The sequence below is a fragment of the Pseudomonas sp. SM4 genome (assembly GCF_051913165.1).
Classification (GTDB): Bacteria; Pseudomonadota; Gammaproteobacteria; order Pseudomonadales; family Pseudomonadaceae; genus Aquipseudomonas.
The window spans coordinates 18,957-38,364 of record NZ_JBODOE010000002.1; the positions used below are offsets into that span (position 1 = coordinate 18,957).

Below are 19,408 nucleotides of genomic sequence, written 5' to 3' on the forward strand. Positions count from 1 at the left end.
GCCGCGATGTTCGGGTGAACCTTGATTACAACGGACAACTGGCCAATCGCGAGAAGCTGCATGGCGTTGGCTTGAGCCTGAACTGGCAGTTCTGACCCGATTTATCGCTGACCTGCTCCTTGTGGTGAGGGGATTTATCCCCGATGGGGTGCGAAGCAGCCCCCGGCATCTTCCAGACACACCGAGTGGTCTGGATTTGCGACTGCTGCGCAGCCGATCGGGGATAAATCCCCTCGCCACGGGTCAGTGCGTTGACCGCACGAGATACACGGATTTTTCGCAACATCACTAAGGAAGGTCGCTGGATGAATAACAACAATACCCCCGCGCAAACGGGTGGCCGTTTTGCCCTGAAAAGCCTCACGCTCGCCGTGCTGTGTGCGATCGGCACAGCCCATGCCGCGCCGTACGTGGAAAACGCTCGCAATGGCGATCCGGCCAGTTGGCGCAGCAAGGAATTCCAGGCCGACTGGGGCCTGGGCGCCATCGGTGCCGATTACGCCTACGCCGCTGGCTACACCGGCAAAGGCGTGAAGCTCGGCATCTTCGACCAACCGGTCTACGCCGCACACCCGGAGTTCTCCGGCAGCAACAAGGTCATCACCCTGGTCACCAGCGGCATCCGCGAATACACCGATCCGTACATTCCGGTGAAAGCCGGGGACACGTTTCGCTATGACGGTTCCCCCTCGGTCGGCTCCGACGGCAAACTCGGCGCCCACGGCACCCACGTCGGCGGTATCGCCGCAGGCAGCCGTGACGGCGGGCCGATGCACGGCGTGGCGTTCGGTGCACAGATCATCAGCGCCGACAACGGTGACCCGGGCCCGGAAGATGGCATCGTCCGCGGCAACGACGGTGCGGTGTACAAGGCCGGTTGGGATGCCCTGATCGCCAGCGGCGCACGGATCATCAACAACAGCTGGGGCATCGGCATCACTGACCGCTTCGACCTCGGCGGCAAGGATCCGGCGTACCCGCATTTCACCGTCAACGACGCGCAATTGCAGTTCAATGAAATCCGCACCTTGCTCGGCACCAAACCCGGTGGTGCCTATGACGGCGCCATTGCCGCCGCACGCAGCGGCATCGTGACGATCTTCGCCGCCGGCAACGATTACAACCTCAACAACCCTGACGCGATCGCCGGCCTCGGCTATTTCGTCCCGGATATCGCGCCGAACTGGATCACCGTCGCCGCATTGCAGCAGAACCCGGACCTGGCCAGCGCCAACCCGTACATCATGAGTACGTTCTCATCGCGCTGCGGTTATACCGCGAGTTTCTGCGTGTCGGCGCCGGGCACGAAAATCTTCAGCTCGATCATCGAAGGCACCAACGCCGACAACCTGACCACCAGCTACAAAAACTACAACGGCACCTCCATGGCCGCGCCGCACGTGGCCGGTTCCATGGCCGTGCTGATGGAGCGCTTCCCGTACATGAGCGGTGATCAGGTCGCGACGGTCTTGCGTACCACCGCCACCGACCTCGGCGCGCCGGGCATCGACGCGTTGTACGGCTGGGGCATGATCAACCTGCGCAAGGGGATTGATGGCCCGGCGATGTTCGTCACCGAACAGGACATCCCTGAAGAGTTCCGGATTCAGGGCGCCTACGGTTCCGGTCAGTTCGTTGCAGACTTGCCGGGCATCGGCGCGATCATTGATCAGGGCAAACCCACCGAGCGCGTGTGCAACGACATCACCTGCGGCCTCGACACTTGGCGCAACGACATTTCCGGTCACGGCGGCCTGACCAAGCAAGGCATCGGCACCCTGGTGATGACCGGTAACAACACCTACAGCGGCCCGACCTTGGTCAATCAGGGCCGTCTGGCCATCAACGGTTCGCTGGCGTCGGCGGTCACCGTCAATGACAGCGGCATTCTTGGCGGTAACGGCCGCATCGGCGCACTGTCGGTGAAAAACGGCGGTACCGTGGCACCGGGCAATTCCATCGGCACCCTGAACGTTGCCGGTGACGTGACCTTCGAGCCGGGCTCTACCTACGCGGTCGAGGTCTCGCCGACGTCCAGCGACAAGATTGTCGCCGGTGGCAAGGCTGTGATCGACGGCGCCACGGTCAGCCTGTCGCTGGAAAACAGCCCGACGCTATTGACCACCACTGAAGTGAAAAGCCTGCTCGGTACGCAATTCAACATCTTGCAGGCAGCGGGTGGCATCGAGGGGCAATTCGGCCAGGTGCTGCCTAACTATGCGTTTCTCGGCGGCACGCTGGCGTACTCGGCCAGCGGCGTGCAACTGGATGTCGGGCGCAACGGTGCTTCATTTGCCAGCGTCGGCCTGACGCCGAACCAGCGTGCGGTGGGTGCGGCGGCCGAACGCTTGGGCGCCGGCAATGCGTTGTTCGAGACCCTGCTGCTGTCGCCTGACGCGGCTTCGGCGCAACAAGCCTTCCAGCAGTTGTCCGGCGAGATTCACCCGGCCATCGGCACGCTGCTGATCAACGACAGCCGTTACCTGCGTGATGCCGTGGGCGAGCGTCTGCGCGAGCGTGATCTGTTCAACGCCGATGCACCGAGCGATGACCGCAGCAACGCCTGGGTCAAGGTGCTGGGTTCTTGGGGCACCAGCGACGGTGGCAATAAATACGCGGACTCCACCAGTTCCATCGGTGGTCTGCTGGCCGGTGTCGATGGCTTGATTGCTGAAGATACTCGGCTGGGTTTCGTTACCGGTTATAGCGACAGCTCGTTGAGCATGGGCAGCGGCACGCATTCGTCGGCGTCGGTCGACAGCTACCACTTGGGTGCGTACCTGGGGCATCAAATGGATGCGCTGCGCCTGACCGTTGGCGGCGCTTACAGCTGGCACCGCATCGATGCAAAACGCGACCTGCAATTCGGTGACGTCAGCGGCAAGCAGAAAACCAAACGCGACGCGACCACGGCGCAATTGTTCACGGAAGCGGCTTATGATCTGGGCCTGCAACCGATGAACCTGGAACCGTTCGCCAATCTGTCTTACGTTCACCTCAACACCGAAAGCTTTACCGAGAAGGGTGATGCTGCCGCGCTCAAAGGCAGTGAAGACAACCGCGATGTGCTGCTGTCGACCTTGGGTGTGCGCGCCAAACGCAGTTTCGCCCTGTCGGACAAGCATCAGCTGGAACTGGGCGCGAGCCTGGGCTGGCAGCACAACCTGAGCAGTGTTGACGCTGAAAACCATCTGGCCTTTGCCAATGGCAACAGCGCGTTCACCGTTCAGAGCGTGTCGATGGATCGCGATGCGGCGGTGGTCGGCGTGCGTGCGGGTCTGGCGCTCAATCGCGATGTGCGGGTGAACCTGGATTACAACGGACTGATCGGTTCGAACGAGAAGGACCATGGTGTGGGCCTGACCCTGGATTGGCAGTTCTAAAGAGCACTCAAGGCATACCGGCAGTTCTGTAAAGGACTGCCGTTTTTTTAAAGGAAGAGAGAGCACAACATGGGATTGTTCGATTACAAGAATGCCGATGGCAAAGCGTTGTACAGCGACGCCATCGCACTGACGCTGTATGCCTACACGCCCACCGGCCAGCCATTGCCGGCAACCGCCTGGGCACCGGTCGCTGCGACCGCGCTGGGTTATCAAGGCAAGGTCGGGCCGCAAGGCACGTTCTTCGGCGAGAAGGACGGTTTCACCAGCGCCGAAGCCGAAGTGCTCGGCAAATACGACGCTGCAGGCAAGTTGATCGGCATCGGCATCGCGTTTCGTGGCACCGGCGGCCTGGGCTACAGCGACACCTTCGGTGACCTGAAAAACAATCTGCTGGCGGCCATCGGCCCATCGGATTACGCGAGCAATTACGCGAAAAACGCCTTCGACAACCTGCTCAAGGCGGTCGCCGCATTCGCGATTGCCAATGGCATTGCTGCCAAGGATGTACTGATCAGCGGCCACAGCCTCGGCGGGCTCGGGGTCAACAGCGTCGCCGAACTGAGCGCGGGCAACTGGGGCGGGTTCTTCAAAGACGCCAACTATGTTGCGTTCGCCTCGCCGACCCAGAGCAGCACCGGCAACAACGTGTTGAACATCGGCTACGAGAACGATCCGGTGTTCCGCGTGCTCGATGGCACCACCTTCAGCACCGCCTCGATGGGCAAGCACGACAAGCCCCACGAATCGACCACCGATAACATCGTCAACTTCAACGAAAACTACGCCTCCACCGCGCAGAACCTCGTGCCGTTCAGCATCATCAATCCCATGAGCTGGTCGGCCCATAGTTCGCTGGGTTATGCCGATGGCCTGAACCGGGTGATCGATTCGAAGTTCTACAACCTCACCAGCAAGGACTCGACGATCATCGTTTCCAACCTGGAAGAGGCCTCGCGCGGTAAAACCTGGGTCGAGGACCTCGGTCGCAGCGGCGAGCCGCACACCGGCAGCACCTTCATCATCGGTACCGACAGCAACGACTGGCTCAAGGGCGGGGCGGGCAACGACTTCCTGGAAGGACGCGGCGGCGATGACCGTTTCCGCGATGACGGCGGCTTCAACATTCTGCTGGGCGGCCAAGGGCACAACACCTTTGAACTGCAGAAGCCGTTGCAGAACTTCAGCTTTGCCAACGACGGCGACGGCACCCTGTATGTGCGCGACGCCTATGGCGGCATCAGTATGACCCGCGACATCGGCGCGCTGGTGAGCAAAGAAGCGGGTTCGTGGTGGGGCAGCAAGGAAATCACCTGGAACGTCACCGCCAAGGGTCTGACCAACGGCAACGAACTGACCCAGTACAGCCACTCACTCAACGGCGACGCCTACGGCAATGCCCTGCACGCGACTGCCGACGGTGACTGGCTGTTCGGGCTGGGCGGCGACGACAAGCTGATCAGCGACAAGGGCCAAGTGACCTTCGTCGGCGGCGCTGGCAACGACGTGATGACGGCGGCGGGTGGCAACAACACGTTCCTGTTCAGCGGCGCGTTCAGTTTCGATGCCATCAACGGCTATCAGGGCAGCGACAAACTGGTGTTCATGGGCGTTGAAGGCGTGGGGCAGGGCTACGACTACAAGCAGCACGCGTCGCAGTCGGGCAACGATACCGTGCTGAAGATTGGCGACTATGCCGTGACGCTGATCGGGGTTGGCGTGGCTAACCTGTCGGATTCGGCATTCGTCTTCGCCTGACGACGACATATCCCCCTGTAGGAGCTGCCGAAGGCTGCGATCTGTTGATCTTGTTTTTAAAAAAAATCAAAAGATCGCAGCCTCGTTTCACTCGTCAGCGCCTACAAGAGGGAGTTGTATGGGGTAATTAAATGCTCCGGGGCGTTCCCGTAGGGCGCCCTGGCTGTGAGCTATCTCTGCACAACTCCAACAAAGAGAGAGGCAATAGCAATGGGTGTGTATGACTACAAGAACTTCGGCACAGCCGATTCCAAGGCACTGTTCAGCGATGCCATGGCAATCACGCTGTATTCCTATCACAACCTCGACAACGGTTTTGCCGCTGGCTATCAGCACAACGGTTTCGGTATCGGCCTGCCCGCCACCCTGGTCACCGCGCTGATTGGCGGCACCGATTCACAAGGCGTGATCCCCGGCATTCCATGGAATCCCGACTCGGAAAAACTCGCCCTCGATGCGGTAAAAGCGGCTGGATGGACGCCGATCACCGCCTCGCAACTGGGCTACGCCGGCAAGACCGATGCCCGCGGAACCTTCTTTGGCGAGAAGGCCGGCTACACCAGCGCTCAGGTTGAAATCCTCGGCAAATACGACGCCCAGGGGCATCTCACGGAATTAGGCATCGCCTTCCGTGGCACCAGCGGCCCGCGAGAAATCCTCATCGGCGACTCGATTGGCGATGTGATCAACGATCTGCTCGCCGCGTTTGGTCCCAAGGATTACGCGAAGAATTACGTCGGTGAAGCATTCGGCAACCTGCTCAATGACGTCATGGCGTTTGCCAAGGCCAACGGCCTGACCGGCAAAGACGTGTTGATCAGCGGCCACAGCCTCGGCGGATTGGCGGTCAACAGCATGGCGGATTTGAGTGGCGGCAAGTGGGGCGGCTTCTTCGCTGACTCCAACTACATCGCCTACGCCTCGCCCACACAAAGCAGCACCGACAAAGTCCTCAATGTCGGCTACGAAAATGACCCGGTGTTTCGTGCGCTTGACGGCTCGACCTTCACCGGCGCCTCGGTCGGCGTGCACGACGCACCGCACGCCTCGACCACCGACAACATCGTCAGCTTCAACGACCACTACGCCTCAACCGCGTGGAACCTGCTGCCGTACTCGATCCTGAATATTCCGACGTGGATTTCGCACCTGCCGACCGCTTATGGCGACGGCATGAACCGGGTCATCGAATCGAAGTTCTACGACCTGACCAGCCGCGACTCGACGATTATTGTCGCCAACCTGTCCGACCCGGCGCGCGCCAACACCTGGGTGCAGGATCTCAACCGCAACGCCGATCCGCACAAGGGCAGCACGTTCATCATCGGCAGCGATGGCAACGACCTGATCCAGGGCGGCAGCGGCAATGACTATCTCGAAGGCCGCGCCGGCAACGACAGCTTCCGCGACGGCGGCGGTTACAACATCATTCTGGGCGGGCAGGGCAGCAATACCCTCGATTTGCAGAAGTCGGTCAACACGTTTGACTTTGCCAATGACGGCGCCGGCAATCTGTACATCCGCGATGCCAATGGCGGGATCAGCATCACCCGTGACATCGGCAGCATCGTCACCAAGGAGCCGGGGTTCCTCTGGGGTCTGTTCAAGGATGACGTCACCCACAGCGTGACCGCGAGCGGTTTGAAAGTCGGCAACAACCTCACCGCGTACGAGTCCAGCGTCAAAGGCAGCAGCGGCGCCGACACGCTCAAGGCGCACGCCGGCGGCGACTGGTTGTTTGGCCTCGACGGCAACGATCACCTGATTGGCGGCAGCGGCAACGACGTGTTTGTCGGCGGCGCCGGCAATGACCTGATGGAATCGGGGGGCGGGGCGGACACGTTCCTGTTCAACGGTGCGTTCGGGCAGGATCGAGTGCTCGGGTTCACCGCCAACGACAAACTGGTGTTCCTCGGTGTGCAGGGCGTGTTGCCGACCGACGACTTCCGCGCCCATGCCTCGACGGTAGGGCAGGACACGGTGCTGACGTTCGGCAATGATTCAGTGACGCTGGTCGGGGTTTCGCTCAACAGCCTGAGCGCCGACGGCATCGTCATCGCCTGATAGGCCTCTTCGCGGGCAAGCCTTGCTCCTACACTGTAGGAGCAAGGCTTGCCCGCGAAGAACGATAACGCCATCTGAAAAGTGACTCATAAGCCAGACACTGACTCAAACCCCTGCAAAAACAGGAAATGCGGCCTAAAGCGAGCGCGTGCATACACGTTCTACAGCTAGCCGCCATTGAGTACAGGAGATTCACACGTGAAAGGTTTCAAGGGGTATGTCGGTATGCTGGGGCTGGTACTGTTGTCAGCCAATGCCTGGGCCGACCTGCCTCAAAGCTCGATTCTGAGCCATTACGGCATCACCAACGAACAATTGCCGGCGCCGGCGAAAACCGAAGTGGTTGAACCGGTTGAAGAGAAAAGCCGCTTTCAGATCCAGCCCGAACAGCCCTTCGTGACCCTGCGTCTGGGCGATGGCAAGCAGCCGCAAACCACCGGCAACCTGAGCATCGACCGCATGGCCCAACAGGATTTTGAACGTTGCCAACGTCTACAGGGTGAAGTAGCTCGTCGTGGCGGCACCTACATGCGCTGCGACAACAGCCTGCCGGGCATGCCCGCCTTCGAATAACCTGTAGGAGCTGCCGAAGGCTGCGATCTGTTGATCTTGTGTTTTAAGATCAAAAGATCGCAGCCTGCGGCAGCTCCTACAGAAGCGGTGTCAGTCTTCTTTGCGCACGGTGGCGACTTCGTCGGCGCGGACTTTCACTTTGGCGCCGGAAATATCTTCGAACTCATAGAAGCCGTCCTTGGTTTTGGTCTTCGGCATGTCCTTGGTCAAATACTGAGTGCCGTTCTGCAGGGTCACCACGGTTTGCGTCGAGCAACCGCCCAACACCAGCAGGGCCGCTACCGCCAAGGGAATGCCCAGCGTCTTGATTTTCATACCCACCTCTGACTCCTCATGTTGTGATACCGAGCATTGTCGGTGTTCTAACGCGGTTGGTGCCGTCCCATCGGGAAAAGTTCGATACGCCGGTTAAAAAATGCCATTGATCCTTTTCCGTTTGCACCGGGCAGGGCAGAACTGTTATCTGTACGCATAACCAGTACTCGCTCGCCATGGCCCTGAATTCCCGTGACTGCCAACCCGCTCGCCGATCCGTTCTATTACCTCAACAACTTCCGCCAAGTGCTTGATTGGCTTGAGCTTCGCTATGGCGATGTGATGAGCGAAACCGAGCACGGCTTTATCCGCGACTTCAATGCCTTGCCCCGCGCCTCGCAGGGGTTGCTGGTGCGCATGGTCATGCGCAAGGGTGTGCACTTTCGCGCGAGCAAACTCGACTACCGCGAAATCGGCGACATCGTCGACGCCGCGCAACCCTTGCTGATTCGGGGCTGGATTGACGAGCACGCACCGCTGGCGATGGCCGAACTGTTTGACGTGTTGCTCAAGGCCGAGATTCTGCATGCGTTTGGTGCGGCCATCGACACACCGAAAGGGCGCAAGGATGCCTGGCTGCCGCTGCTCGCCGAGCAGTTCAGCGAAGCGCGCAGCCTGCGCGACTGGGCGCCAACGCTTGAAGATCGCCTGTTCAGCCTGACCATCATGGACCTGTGCGACCGCTTGCGCCTGATGTTCTTCGGCAACCTCTATCAGGACTGGTCGGAGTTCGTCCTCGCTGACCTGGGGATCTTCACTTACGAAAAAGTCGAGTTCTGCGCCGATTCCCGAGGCCTGCGCAGCCGTGAAGACGTCGACGCCTGCCTGTTCCTGCACAACTGCCAAGTGCGCTTCGAGGCCGGTGAACCGGTGGAAACCATCGTCGAACAGGTCAGCGCCTTGCACTTCGACAACCCATGGCTGCAACGCCGGCAAGGTAAGGTGCTGTTCCAGATTGGCCAATACTGCGAACGCCTCGGCGAATTTGCCCTGGCCCTGAACATTTACCGCGATTGCGCCTATCCGGGCGCCCGGCTGCGGATGATCCGGGTGCTGGAGCGTTGCGGCGAATACAGTCTGGCGCTGGATCTCGGCACGCTCGCCGGGCAGGCACCTGAAAGCGCCGCTGAACAACAAGGCCTGCAACGCATATTGCCGCGCTTGCGCCGCAAGCTCGGTGGCCCGCCGCTCAAACGTGCGCGGGCAAAACCGGTCGAGCGTCTGGATCTGCATTTGCCGCGTATCGATCCAGCACTGTCGGTGGAGTACTACGTGCAAGCCCATTTGCACGACGACGATGGCCCAGTGCATTACGTCGAAAACAGCCTGATCAACTCTTTGTTCGGATTGTTGTGCTGGCCGGCGATTTTTGCGCCGTTGCCGGGGGCGTTTTTTCACCCGTTCCAGCGCGGCCCGGTCGATCTGCTCAATGAAGACTTCCAGCAGCGTCGCGCCGAACTGTTCAGGGCCTGCCTCGGCGAACTCGACGACGGTCGCTATGCCGAGACCATCCGCGAACGTTTTGTTGCCAAGTGGGGCGTGCAATCGCCGTTCGTGTTCTGGGGCGCACTGAATGAAACGCTGCTGGAGCAAGCGCTGGCCTGCCTGCCCGCCGAGCACCTCAAGCACTGGTTCAATCGGCTGTTGCTCGACATCAAGGCCAACCGCGCGGGCATGCCCGACCTGATCCAGTTCTGGCCACAACACAAAACCTACCGAATGATCGAGGTCAAAGGCCCCGGCGATCGCCTGCAAGACAACCAATTGCGCTGGCTGGAGTTCTGCCATGAGCACCAGATGCCGGTCGCCGTGTGTTACGTGCAATGGGCGGAGCAGAGCGCTTGAGCTACAATATTGCCGTGCGGGCGCTGTGTGAGTTCACCGCCAAGACCGGCGACCTCGACCTGCGTTTCACGCCATCACCCACGGCGCTGGAAGGCATCGCCGGCCATCGCACGGTCGCCTCGCGGCGCAGCGACAGCTATCAAAGCGAAGTGGCGCTTGAAGGCACGTTCCGTCAGTTGCAAGTCAAGGGCAGGGCGGACGGCTACGACCCGGCGCAGAACTGCCTGGAGGAAGTCAAAACCTATCGCGGCGACCTGAGCAAACAACCGGCCAACCACCGTCAATTGCATTGGGCGCAAGCGAAAATCTACGGCTGGCTGATGTGCCGCAAGCTCGAACTTGAGCAGATCAATCTGGCGCTGGTGTATTTCGACATCGTCAGCGAGAAGGAAACCTGCCTGGTCGAAGCGTTCAGCGCCGAGGATCTGCAAGGTTTCTTCGAGCAGCAATGCACGCTGTTCCTGCATTGGGCCGAACAGGAAATGGCCCACCGCGAGGCGCGGAATCTGGCTGCGCAGCAATTGCGATTTCCCCACGTCGACTTTCGTCCCGGCCAACGGCACCTGGCGGAATCGGTGTTCAAGGCGATCAGCACCGGTCGCTGCCTGATGGCGCAGGCACCCACCGGCATTGGCAAAACCCTGGGCACGCTGTTTCCGATGCTCAAGGCCCTGGCGCCGCAGCAACTGGACAAAGTGTTCTTCCTGACCGCCAAGACACCGGGGCGCAAACTGGCGCTGGACGCCAGTCAGGTGCTGTTCGATCAGTCGGCAAGCTTGCCCTTGCGGGTCTTGGAGATGGTCGCCCGGGACAAGGCCTGCGAGCACCCGGACAAAGCCTGTCATGGCGAATCCTGCCCGTTGGCCCAAGGGTTTTACGATCGTTTGCCCGCCGCCCGCGAGGCGGCCAGTCGCCTGCAACTGCTTGATCAAGCGGCCATGCGCGAGGTCGCCGCGCAACATTCCGTGTGTCCGTACTACCTGAGCCAGGAAATGGCCCGTTGGGCTGACGTGGTGATCGCCGACTACAACTACTACTTCGACTTCAGCGCGATGCTGTTTGGTCTGGCCCAGCTCAACCAGTGGAAAGTCGCGGTGCTGGCGGATGAAGCGCACAACCTGGTCGAGCGTGGTCGGCAGATGTACAGCGCCAGTCTTGATCAGTTCGCGCTGGGCAGCGTACGCAAAACCGCACCCGAAGCCCTGAAAAATTCCCTGCAACGGCTCAATCGCGAGTGGAACGCGTTGCATGCGCCGCAATTGGCGGCGTATCAGGCGTATGACAAGGCACCGGAAAAGCTCCTGCAAGCCATCTCACTGTGTTGCGCGGCAATCGGCGATTACCTCAACGATCACCCGCAGGGCCTCGACAGCGGATTGCAGAACTTCTATTTCGATTTGCTGCAGTTCGGCCGCGTCGCCGAATTGTTCGACGAACACTATTTGTTCGACATCAGCAAGCGCGACCTCGACCGCAAACGACCGCTGTCGCAGTTGTGCCTGCGCAACGTGGTCCCGGCCGCGTTCATTGGCCCACGCCTGAAAGCGGCGCGCAGCAGCGTACTGTTTTCGGCAACGCTGAGCCCGCAGCATTACTACGCCGATCTGCTGGGCACGCCGGCCGACACCGTGTGGATTGACGTTGAATCGCCGTTCAGCGCCGAGCAGTTGCAGGTGCAGATCGTCAGTCGCATCTCGACGCGCTTCAATCATCGCCAGGCGTCGCTCGAACCCATTGTCGAACTCATCGCCCGACAGTTCAGCGAGCGTCCGGGCAACTATCTGGCGTTTTTCAGCAGCTTCGATTACCTGCAACAAGTGGCGCAACTGCTGGCTGAGCGTCATCCGCACATCACCCTTTGGCAGCAATCACGGGGCATGGCCGAAGGGTTGCGGCAGGCTTTTCTCGATCAATTCACCGCTGACAGTCAGGGCGTGGGTTTTGCCGTGCTCGGCGGCGCATTTGGCGAGGGCATCGATCTGCCGGGCTCGCGCCTGATCGGTGCCTTCATCGCAACCCTGGGCCTGGCGCAACTCAACCCGGTCAACGAACAGTTAAAACGGCGTATGGCGGCGATTTTCGGCGCCGGTTATGACTACACCTACCTGTATCCGGGCATGCAGAAAGTCGTGCAGGCGGCGGGGCGGGTCATCCGAACCCGCGAGGATCGCGGCGTGGTGATGCTGATCGACGACCGCTTTGCCGAGAGCCGGATCAAACAGTTGTTGCCCAAGTGGTGGTCGCTGGAACACGCGGGTTCGGGTTTTGAGCAGGCTTTGCCCGAAGGCAGTCTTTCAGCATCCGGCCAGTCGATACGTTCAACGTAGAGCTTTCCAATTCAACGGTTTGACGCATACTCCTGTCAGTACCCAATGTGCCGTGAGTCGTACCTGATGAAGACAACCAACAAGAGCGCCGCCATCGAAGAGATGCGCTTCAGGCTGCTGATCGATGCCGTGGTCGATTACGCGATCTACATGATCGACCCGGACGGCATCATCACCAGCTGGAACTCCGGCGCCAAACGTTTCAAAGGGTATGAAGAGGCAGAAATTCTCGGCGAGCACTTTTCACGCTTCTATACCGCTGCTGATCGCGCTGCGGGTTTGCCGCAGAAAGCGCTCGACACCGCTATTGGCGAAGGGCGTTTCGAGGGCGAAGGCTGGCGGGTGCGCAAGGACGGCACCAACTTCTGGTGCCACGTGGTGATCGACCCGATCATTGACCCCGACGGCACGTTGCTGGGTTTTGCCAAGATCACCCGTGATCTCACCGATCGCAAAATGGCCGAAGAAACCCTCAAGCAAAGCGAACAGCAGTTCCGCCTGCTGGTACAAGGCGTCACCGATTACGCCATTTACATGCTCAGCCCCGAAGGTCGCGTCAGCAACTGGAACCAGGGCGCACAGCGCATCAAGGGCTATTTGCCGGAAGAAATCATCGGCCAGCATTTTTCGATCTTCTACACCTCCGAAGACCGTGAGCTGGGCGAGCCCCAGCGGGCGCTGGAGATCGCCACCCGCGAGGGTCGCTTCGAAAAAAAGAGTTGGCGCGTACGCAAGGACGGCACGCAGTTCCTCGCCCATGTGGTGGTCGATGCCATCCGTGGAGACACCGGCACGCTGCTCGGTTTTGCCAAGATCACCCGCGATGTCACCGAATCCCACTTGGCGCAGCAGGCACTGGAAAAAACCCGTGAGGCATTGTTCCAGGCGCAGAAGATGCAGGCTATCGGTCAACTCAGCGGCGGCATTGCCCATGACTTCAACAACCTGCTGACGGTAATCCTCGGCAATCTGGAAATCCTGCAGAAGCGCACGGGCGATGATCCGAAAATCACTCGGCTGCTGGAAAACGCCACTCAGGGCGCGCTGCGCGGCGTGTCGCTGACCCAACGCATGCTGGCGTTTGCCCGGCGCCAGGAGCTGAAAACCGAATCGGTGGATATTCCCAAACTGGTGCAAGGCATCACCGGACTGTTGCGCAGTTCAATGGGGCCGGGCATCAGGATCGAAACACGCTTTGCCGAAAATCTTGAGCCGGTGCTGGCGGACACCAATCAGCTGGAACTCGCCATCCTCAACCTGGCCACCAATGCCCGGGATGCCATGCCCAATGGTGGCAGTGTGGTGATCAGTGCTCAGCCGGAAGTGGTGCTGGAACACGGTCATTCGACGCTGGCGGCGGGTCGTTACGTCTGCCTGAGCCTGGTCGACACCGGCGAAGGCATGGATGCCGACACGCTTTTTTCGGCCAAAGACCCGTTTTTTACCACCAAGGGGTTGGGCAAAGGCACCGGGCTGGGGTTGTCGATGGTGCACGGCTTTATCGAGCAGCTCGGTGGCCGCTTCATTCTCAAAAGCGAAAAGGGTCAAGGCACTGCTGCTGAGCTGTGGCTTCCAGTGGCCGGTGAGGGCGTGGCGAGCAAGCCTTTATTTCCGCCCACAGAACCGGTCACCGTGCCACGGCTGAGCGTGCTGGTGGTCGACGACGATTCGTTGGTCTTGACCAGTACCAGCCTGTTGCTTGAAGACCTCGGCCATCGAGTGATCAACGCCACCTCCGGTGCCCAGGCACTGACATTGTTCGACCAGGGCGAAGTGATAGACCTGATGATCACCGACATGGCCATGCCGCAGATGAGCGGGGCGCAACTGGCCCATGCGGTGCGGCTGCTCAAACCGGATCTACCGATCATCCTCGCCACCGGTTATGCCGAACGCCTGGAAGGCTTTGCCGCGCAGCTGCCTCGTTTGCCGAAACCGTTTACCCAAATGAACCTAGTGGAGATCATTGCCCAATCGATGAAATGACGCAGGGTGCAATCCGGCTGAACTTGTCCGAGAGGGCAGCCTTCTAAAAGGTTTCCCCCCTCATCGGAGCAGGCGTCTCTTGTCTCGCATACTGACTCATCCGACCGCTGAAGAAACTCTCACCGAACATGACGCGAAGATGTTCGGCTCGCCCAAGGAGCGGCTGGATTTTTATCGGCGGGAAATCCAGTACGAAACCAGCATTCTGGCCAACCGCACGGATGCCTATCTGGCCGCGCAGTCGTTTCTGGTGATCGCCTTCGCCTCGTGCATGGCCAACCTCAACCCGGAATGGGGCAAGTTATTCACCTTGGTGGTGCCGCCGTTTCTGGCGTTGCTCGGCTTGCTCAGCTCGCTGAACGCCTGGCCGGGGATTCGTGCGGCGTACGACATCATCGACCACTGGCATTTCAAGCAAAGCCATTTGCTGCACAGTGAGCCGGTGATGGGACTGGCGTATGACGAATCGCCGCTGTTCTGCGAGACGGAATCCAGCCACAAGGGTTATCGCAAATCGCTGTTGTTCTCGGTGCGCACGCCGTGGATCTTTGCGACTTTCTGGGTGCTGCTGGGCAGTTATGCGGTGTTCATCCAGGTAACCAACCCCGGCGGTTGAGCGGCAGGCAAAGAAAAACCCGGCAGTGTGAGCCGGGTTTTTTCTTTGCCTTGCTTATCCTGCTGTTGCCAACTCTCGGCGCAGTGCCTGTGAGTTTTGCGATGACATCGGGATCGGCGGGAAGTCTTCATTGAGCACGCACAGATGATCGATGGCGTCCTCAAACATAAAATCGGCTTTTTTGCGCAACGCTCGATAGCGCTCGAACTGCTCAAAGTCGAGATTTTCCACTTCAAGCAATGCATTCGCTGCCCGATTAAGTGCATGGGCGTTTTCGAACAATTGACGATTGCGTTCCAGAGCCAATGCTCTGCAAGCCTTGATTTGCGCAGGAGTCGAACATTCTTTCATGACCGTGACCTTAAGTATTCGGGATTCCTTTTCATGGGCCTCAGGCCGCCGAGGAACCAAACCTGACGAGCCCCGCCGGAACGATCCAGAGGGGGTTAAGGTTGTGACCATCGACATTCGCGCAGAGATCCATTTTTTTTTCACATATTCCCCCCCCCAAAAAAATCCCACCTGTAGGAGCTGCCGCAGGCTGCGATCTTTTGATCTTGATCTTGATCTTGATCTTGATCTTGATCTTGAAAAACAAGATCAAAAGATCGCAGCCTGCGGCAGCTCCTACCGGTTTTTGTGTTGTTCGTAGCGCGCGAGGATTGGTTGCGTACTGATGCCGTGCAGCAAAATGCTCAGGGCCACGACCGATAGCGTCAGGTCTGTGCACAGCGTCGCGAGCGACCCGGTCAGCCCCTCGTTCAACGCATAAAACAGGTAAAACAGGCTGCCGATCCCGCGAATGCCGAACCAGCCGATCAACAGCCTTTGTCGTCCCTCCAGCAAGGTGCCCCACGGCATCAAGGCAACGCACGCCGGGCGTATCAGGCAGAACAATACGCCGCCCACCACCAGCGCGCGCCAATCCCAATGAGCCACCAGCACCACACCGAGCAGCGTCACCAGAAACACCTCCATGGCGCGTTCGACCAGGCTGCCAAACGACAGCATGTCGCCCATCATGATGCCGGCGGCGACCTGGCTGCTTTCCAGCTTTTCGGTGTCGCCGTGGACGGCGTGCTGCGGTTCGACGTTCTGATGGCCGACTACCGGCTGTACCAGATGTTCGGCCGGAGGTTGCCCGGCACCGGTGGATTTCACTTCAACCTGGCGCAGGCCGAGGCCGGCGGCGAACACCGATAGAAAGCCATAACCGCCAATCGCTTCAGCGCCGACATACGCCAATGCGATCAGCGACAGCGCCAGGTAATCATTGGGGCTCAAGGTGCTGTCATCATTGCGAATGCGCAGTGACAAGGTCACGCGACCGATGCCGCGACCCATCCAGTAACCGGTCAAAAGCCCTGCGGGCACGGCCCACAGCACGCTGCGCAAAACCCAGCCCTGCCAGTCGCCGTCACTGTGGATCAGCAACAGACCCAGAATCACAAACGGGAAAGCGATGCCGTCGTTCAAACCAGCCTCGCCGGAAAGACCGAAGCGCACGCTGTCGACATCCCGCGCGTCATTGACCTGCACCAGTGCGGCCAGCACCGGGTCGGTCGGCGCCAGGATCGCGCCAACCAACAACGACGGCCCCCACGGCAACTGCAAGCCCCAATGCAGCAACAGGCAAACCCCGGCGATGGTCAGCACCATCACCGGCCCGGCCAGACCAAAAGCAATTCGCCAACGCTTGTCGCGTAATGGCAAACGTAATTTCAGCCCACAGACAAACAGCGAAAAGAGCACCGCCACTTCCGTCAGGTGCTCCATCCACAATGAGGCGTTTTCTACCGACAGTTGCAGCAAGCCCAGACCGCTGGGGCCGATACCGATCCCCAGCAACAGACACACCGCCGATGTCGTCACCGGCATCCAGCGCAGATAGGAAGACGTCAGTGCCAACGTCAGCAGCACGGCACCGAGCACGGCAACCCACACAGTAAAACTCATGATTTGCCGCCTTCAGTGATTAATGACGGGCGCCTGCAGAGACCCTTTTCCCCTGTAGGAGCTGCCGCAGGCTGCGATCTTTTGATCTTGCCCATTAAAACAAGATCAAAAGATCGCAGCCTGCGGCAGCTCCTACATCGATTGGTGTTAGAGCATTGGTTTGCCGCCGGTCACGCCGTAGCGCTGGCCGGTGATGTAGCTGGCTTCGTCCGAGGCCAGCAGCACGTAGATCGGCGCCACTTCCACCGGCTGGCCTGGGCGGCCGAGCGGGGTTTCGGCACCGAAGTTCTGCACTTCCTCGTCGGGCATGGTCGAGACGATCAATGGCGTCCAGATCGGCCCCGGTGCCACGCAGTTCACGCGGATTTCCTTGGGCCCGAGCATCTGCGCCAGACCACCGGTGAAGTTGGCAATCGCGCCTTTGGTGGTCGCGTAGGCGAGCAGGGTGGGTTTGGGCATATCGGAGTTGATCGAACTGGTATTGATGATCGACGAGCCGGCGCGCATGTGTTTGATCGCCGCCTGGCACAGACGGAAGATCGCGGTGATGTTGACGTCGAACGTCATCACCCATTCCTCGTCGGGGATTTCCTCAAAGTTTTCGTGGGTCATCTGGAACGCGGCATTGTTGACCAGCACATCGATGCGACCGAAGCGCTCGACGGTGTCGTCGACCAAGGCCTGGCAATGGGCTTTTTGGGCAATGTCGCCGGGCAATAACAGGCACTGGCGCCCAGCCTGTTCAACCCAGCGTGCGGTTTCTTTGGCGTCCTCATGCTCGTTCAGATAAGCAATTGCAACATCGGCACCTTCACGGGCGAAGGCGATCGCCACTGCACGGCCGATACCGCTGTCAGCCCCGGTGATCAGGGCGATCTTGCCGGCCAGACGCCCCGAACCCACATAGCTCTGCTCACCGCAATCGGGGTACGGCTCCATTTTGCGTTGCGAGCCTGGAACGGCTTGGGCTTGCGCGGGGAAGGGTGGTTTTGGATAGTCGGTCATCGCGGGTCTCCGAGGTCTCAGGGCAGGTATGGGCGGTTGACCCGGATGGTTTGCCGTGAGTTCGATCGGATTTACGAGGACGATTTTATATGAATGCACAAACCCCTGTAGGAGTGAGCCTGCTCGCGATGGCGGTATTTCAGCTGACATTGATGTTGAATGTCAGGCCGCTATCGCGAGCAGGCTCACTCCTACAAGGGGATCTAGGTATTGCGTGTCGCCAAAGCGCGTTCCATGCGGGCGATGCCTTCTTCCAGCAGCGAGCGCGGGCAGCCGAAGTTCAGGCGCACGAACTGTTGGTGCTGGTCACCGAAATCCACACCGGCGCTGAGGCCGACTTTGCCCTGTTCGAGGAAGAACTGCTGCGGGTTGTCCAGATCCAGCGCCGAACAATCCAGCCACGCCAGATAAGTACCCTGCGGCACATTGATCGTCACGCCCGGCAAACGGCTACGCACGGCTTCAACCAGCCAGTCGCGATTGGCCTGCAGATAGATCTTCAGCGCAGCGAGCCACGGCGCGCCTTCGCTATACGCCACGCGTGTCGCTTCCATGCCCAGCGGGTTGACGCTGTCGACCATGCCGCAACGCGCGTGGTTGACGCGTTCGCGCAGGGCGGGGTCCTGGATGATCATGAACGAAGTCTTCAGGCCGGCGATGTTGTAAGCCTTGCTCGCCGACATCAGGGTGATGGTGCGCCGGGCGATTTCCGGGCTCAGCGAAGCGGTCGGAATGTGCACGCGACCGTCGAAGCACAGCTCGGCATGGATCTCGTCGGAGATGATCCATGCGTCTTGCGCCACACAGATATCCGCCACGGCTTGCAGTTCTTCGCGGCCAAATACTTTGCCGATCGGGTTGTGCGGGTTGCTCAGCAGCAGGGCGCCACCACCGTTCAGTGATTCACGCAGTGCGTCCAGCGAGGTCAGATAAGTACCGTCCGCCTGCGCATCGAACTCCAGTTCGACCTTGTTCAAACCCCAATGCCCCGGTGCATGACGCAGCGGCGGGTAGTTCGGTACCTGCACCACAACGTTCTGCTGCGGTTGCACCAACGCCTTCAGCGCCATGTTGAAGCCGGACTCGACACCCGGCAGGAAGATCAACTCCTGCGGCTTGACCTTCCAGGCGAACTTGGCCCAGAGGTCAGCGACGATCGCTTCGCGCAAGTTGTCCTGCGCCACGCTGTAACCCACCAGCGGGTGCAGCAGGCGCTGTTGCAGTGCTTCGATGATTACCGGTGGCGCGGCGAAATCCATGTCAGCGACCCACATCGGCAATACTTCGGCCGGGTAGCGGCTCCATTTGGTGCTGCCGGTGTTGTGGCGGTCGAAGAGCTGATCAAAATCGAAAGTCATGCGCGGTCTCGTCAAGGCGGGTTGATTCTGCCGGCCATGATAAACCCATGACCCTACGGGAACACACAAAACCTTGTGGGAGCTGGCTTGCCAGCGATGGCGTCGGCACATCCAATAATGTAGGTGACTGACCAACCGCGATCGCTGGCAAGCCAGCTCCCACAGGGATTGCAGTTGTTAGTGGGAGTGCCGACATGCGGCCGACGGTCGGTTTTCACACAG

At 60.0% G+C, this 19,408-nt stretch carries 13 protein-coding genes; 8 read left to right on the forward strand and 5 right to left on the reverse strand.

Annotation, left to right across the window (positions count from 1 at the left end; all coding sequences use genetic code 11):
* Positions 1-305: 305 nt before the first annotated feature.
* The 4 genes from ACQ4MY_RS03165 (at position 306) to ACQ4MY_RS03180 (ending at position 7,778) form a co-directional block, all read left to right on the forward strand.
* On the forward strand, positions 306-3,383 hold the full coding sequence (locus ACQ4MY_RS03165) for an autotransporter domain-containing protein (protein WP_440093676.1): 3,078 nt from the start codon (positions 306-308) through the stop codon (positions 3,381-3,383).
* Between the two features lie 69 nt (positions 3,384-3,452).
* Positions 3,453-5,141, forward strand: coding sequence for a polyurethane esterase (locus ACQ4MY_RS03170; protein ID WP_440093678.1), 1,689 nt, complete (start codon positions 3,453-3,455; stop codon positions 5,139-5,141).
* A gap of 210 nt (positions 5,142-5,351) precedes the next feature.
* Positions 5,352-7,205, forward strand: a complete 1,854-nt coding sequence (locus ACQ4MY_RS03175) for a polyurethane esterase (protein WP_440093679.1) — start codon at positions 5,352-5,354, stop codon at positions 7,203-7,205.
* A 198-nt stretch (positions 7,206-7,403) separates the two neighbouring features.
* Positions 7,404-7,778: a hypothetical protein gene (locus ACQ4MY_RS03180; RefSeq protein ID WP_440093680.1), complete on the forward strand. Its 375-nt coding sequence runs from the start codon at positions 7,404-7,406 to the stop codon at positions 7,776-7,778.
* Between the two features lie 90 nt (positions 7,779-7,868).
* Here the strand turns inward: ACQ4MY_RS03180 and ACQ4MY_RS03185 are convergent, their stop codons facing one another.
* Positions 7,869-8,093, reverse strand: a complete 225-nt coding sequence (locus ACQ4MY_RS03185; RefSeq protein WP_008084086.1) for a YgdI/YgdR family lipoprotein — start codon at positions 8,091-8,093, stop codon at positions 7,869-7,871.
* A gap of 192 nt (positions 8,094-8,285) precedes the next feature.
* Between ACQ4MY_RS03185 and ACQ4MY_RS03190 the strand changes: the two genes are divergently transcribed.
* From ACQ4MY_RS03190 to ACQ4MY_RS03205, 4 genes are all read left to right on the forward strand, one after another.
* The gene (locus ACQ4MY_RS03190) at positions 8,286-9,938 is read left to right on the forward strand and encodes a VRR-NUC domain-containing protein (protein ID WP_440093682.1); all 1,653 of its coding nucleotides are present in this window, start codon (positions 8,286-8,288) and stop codon (positions 9,936-9,938) included.
* Positions 9,935-12,265 carry a helicase C-terminal domain-containing protein gene (locus ACQ4MY_RS03195; protein WP_440093684.1) on the forward strand — a complete coding sequence of 777 codons (2,331 nt, stop codon included), beginning with the start codon at positions 9,935-9,937 and terminating at the stop codon, positions 12,263-12,265. Before ACQ4MY_RS03190 ends, ACQ4MY_RS03195 begins: the two co-directional genes overlap by 4 nt.
* A 66-nt stretch (positions 12,266-12,331) precedes the next feature.
* The gene (locus ACQ4MY_RS03200; protein WP_440093686.1) at positions 12,332-14,251 is read left to right on the forward strand and encodes a PAS domain S-box protein; all 1,920 of its coding nucleotides are present in this window, start codon (positions 12,332-12,334) and stop codon (positions 14,249-14,251) included.
* A 79-nt stretch (positions 14,252-14,330) separates the two neighbouring features.
* The gene (locus tag ACQ4MY_RS03205; RefSeq protein ID WP_008084092.1) at positions 14,331-14,867 is read left to right on the forward strand and encodes a hypothetical protein; all 537 of its coding nucleotides are present in this window, start codon (positions 14,331-14,333) and stop codon (positions 14,865-14,867) included.
* 54 nt (positions 14,868-14,921) lie between these two features.
* Here the strand turns inward: ACQ4MY_RS03205 and ACQ4MY_RS03210 are convergent, their stop codons facing one another.
* The 4 genes from ACQ4MY_RS03210 to ACQ4MY_RS03225 all read right to left on the reverse strand — a co-directional run bounded on the left by ACQ4MY_RS03210 (position 14,922) and on the right by ACQ4MY_RS03225 (position 19,186).
* Complete coding sequence (locus ACQ4MY_RS03210) at positions 14,922-15,218, reverse strand: hypothetical protein (RefSeq protein ID WP_008084094.1); 297 nt, start codon at positions 15,216-15,218, stop codon at positions 14,922-14,924.
* A gap of 276 nt (positions 15,219-15,494) precedes the next feature.
* Positions 15,495-16,823 (reverse strand): cation:proton antiporter, encoded by a 1,329-nt coding sequence (locus ACQ4MY_RS03215; protein WP_008084096.1) that lies wholly within the window; start codon positions 16,821-16,823, stop codon positions 15,495-15,497.
* A gap of 147 nt (positions 16,824-16,970) precedes the next feature.
* A complete protein-coding gene (locus ACQ4MY_RS03220) occupies positions 16,971-17,828 on the reverse strand; it encodes a glucose 1-dehydrogenase (protein ID WP_440093688.1) in 858 nt (285 codons plus the stop codon).
* Between the two features lie 203 nt (positions 17,829-18,031).
* Complete coding sequence (locus tag ACQ4MY_RS03225) at positions 18,032-19,186, reverse strand: MalY/PatB family protein (RefSeq protein ID WP_440093689.1); 1,155 nt, start codon at positions 19,184-19,186, stop codon at positions 18,032-18,034.
* Between the last annotated feature and the right edge of the window lie 222 nt (positions 19,187-19,408).

Excerpts from the sequence above, each read along its gene's own strand:
- ACQ4MY_RS03165 (WP_440093676.1), top strand. The coding sequence starts at position 306 with ATGAATAACAACAATACCCCCGCGCAAACGGGTGGCCGTTTTGCCCTG.
- ACQ4MY_RS03170 (WP_440093678.1), top strand. The coding sequence starts at position 3,453 with ATGGGATTGTTCGATTACAAGAATGCCGATGGCAAAGCGTTGTACAGC.
- ACQ4MY_RS03175 (WP_440093679.1), top strand. The coding sequence starts at position 5,352 with ATGGGTGTGTATGACTACAAGAACTTCGGCACAGCCGATTCCAAGGCA.
- ACQ4MY_RS03185 (WP_008084086.1), bottom strand. The coding sequence starts at position 8,093 with ATGAAAATCAAGACGCTGGGCATTCCCTTGGCGGTAGCGGCCCTGCTG.
- ACQ4MY_RS03200 (WP_440093686.1), top strand. The coding sequence starts at position 12,332 with ATGAAGACAACCAACAAGAGCGCCGCCATCGAAGAGATGCGCTTCAGG.
- ACQ4MY_RS03210 (WP_008084094.1), bottom strand. The coding sequence starts at position 15,218 with ATGAAAGAATGTTCGACTCCTGCGCAAATCAAGGCTTGCAGAGCATTG.
- ACQ4MY_RS03215 (WP_008084096.1), bottom strand. The coding sequence starts at position 16,823 with ATGAGTTTTACTGTGTGGGTTGCCGTGCTCGGTGCCGTGCTGCTGACG.
- ACQ4MY_RS03220 (WP_440093688.1), bottom strand. The coding sequence starts at position 17,828 with ATGACCGACTATCCAAAACCACCCTTCCCCGCGCAAGCCCAAGCCGTT.
- ACQ4MY_RS03225 (WP_440093689.1), bottom strand. The coding sequence starts at position 19,186 with ATGACTTTCGATTTTGATCAGCTCTTCGACCGCCACAACACCGGCAGC.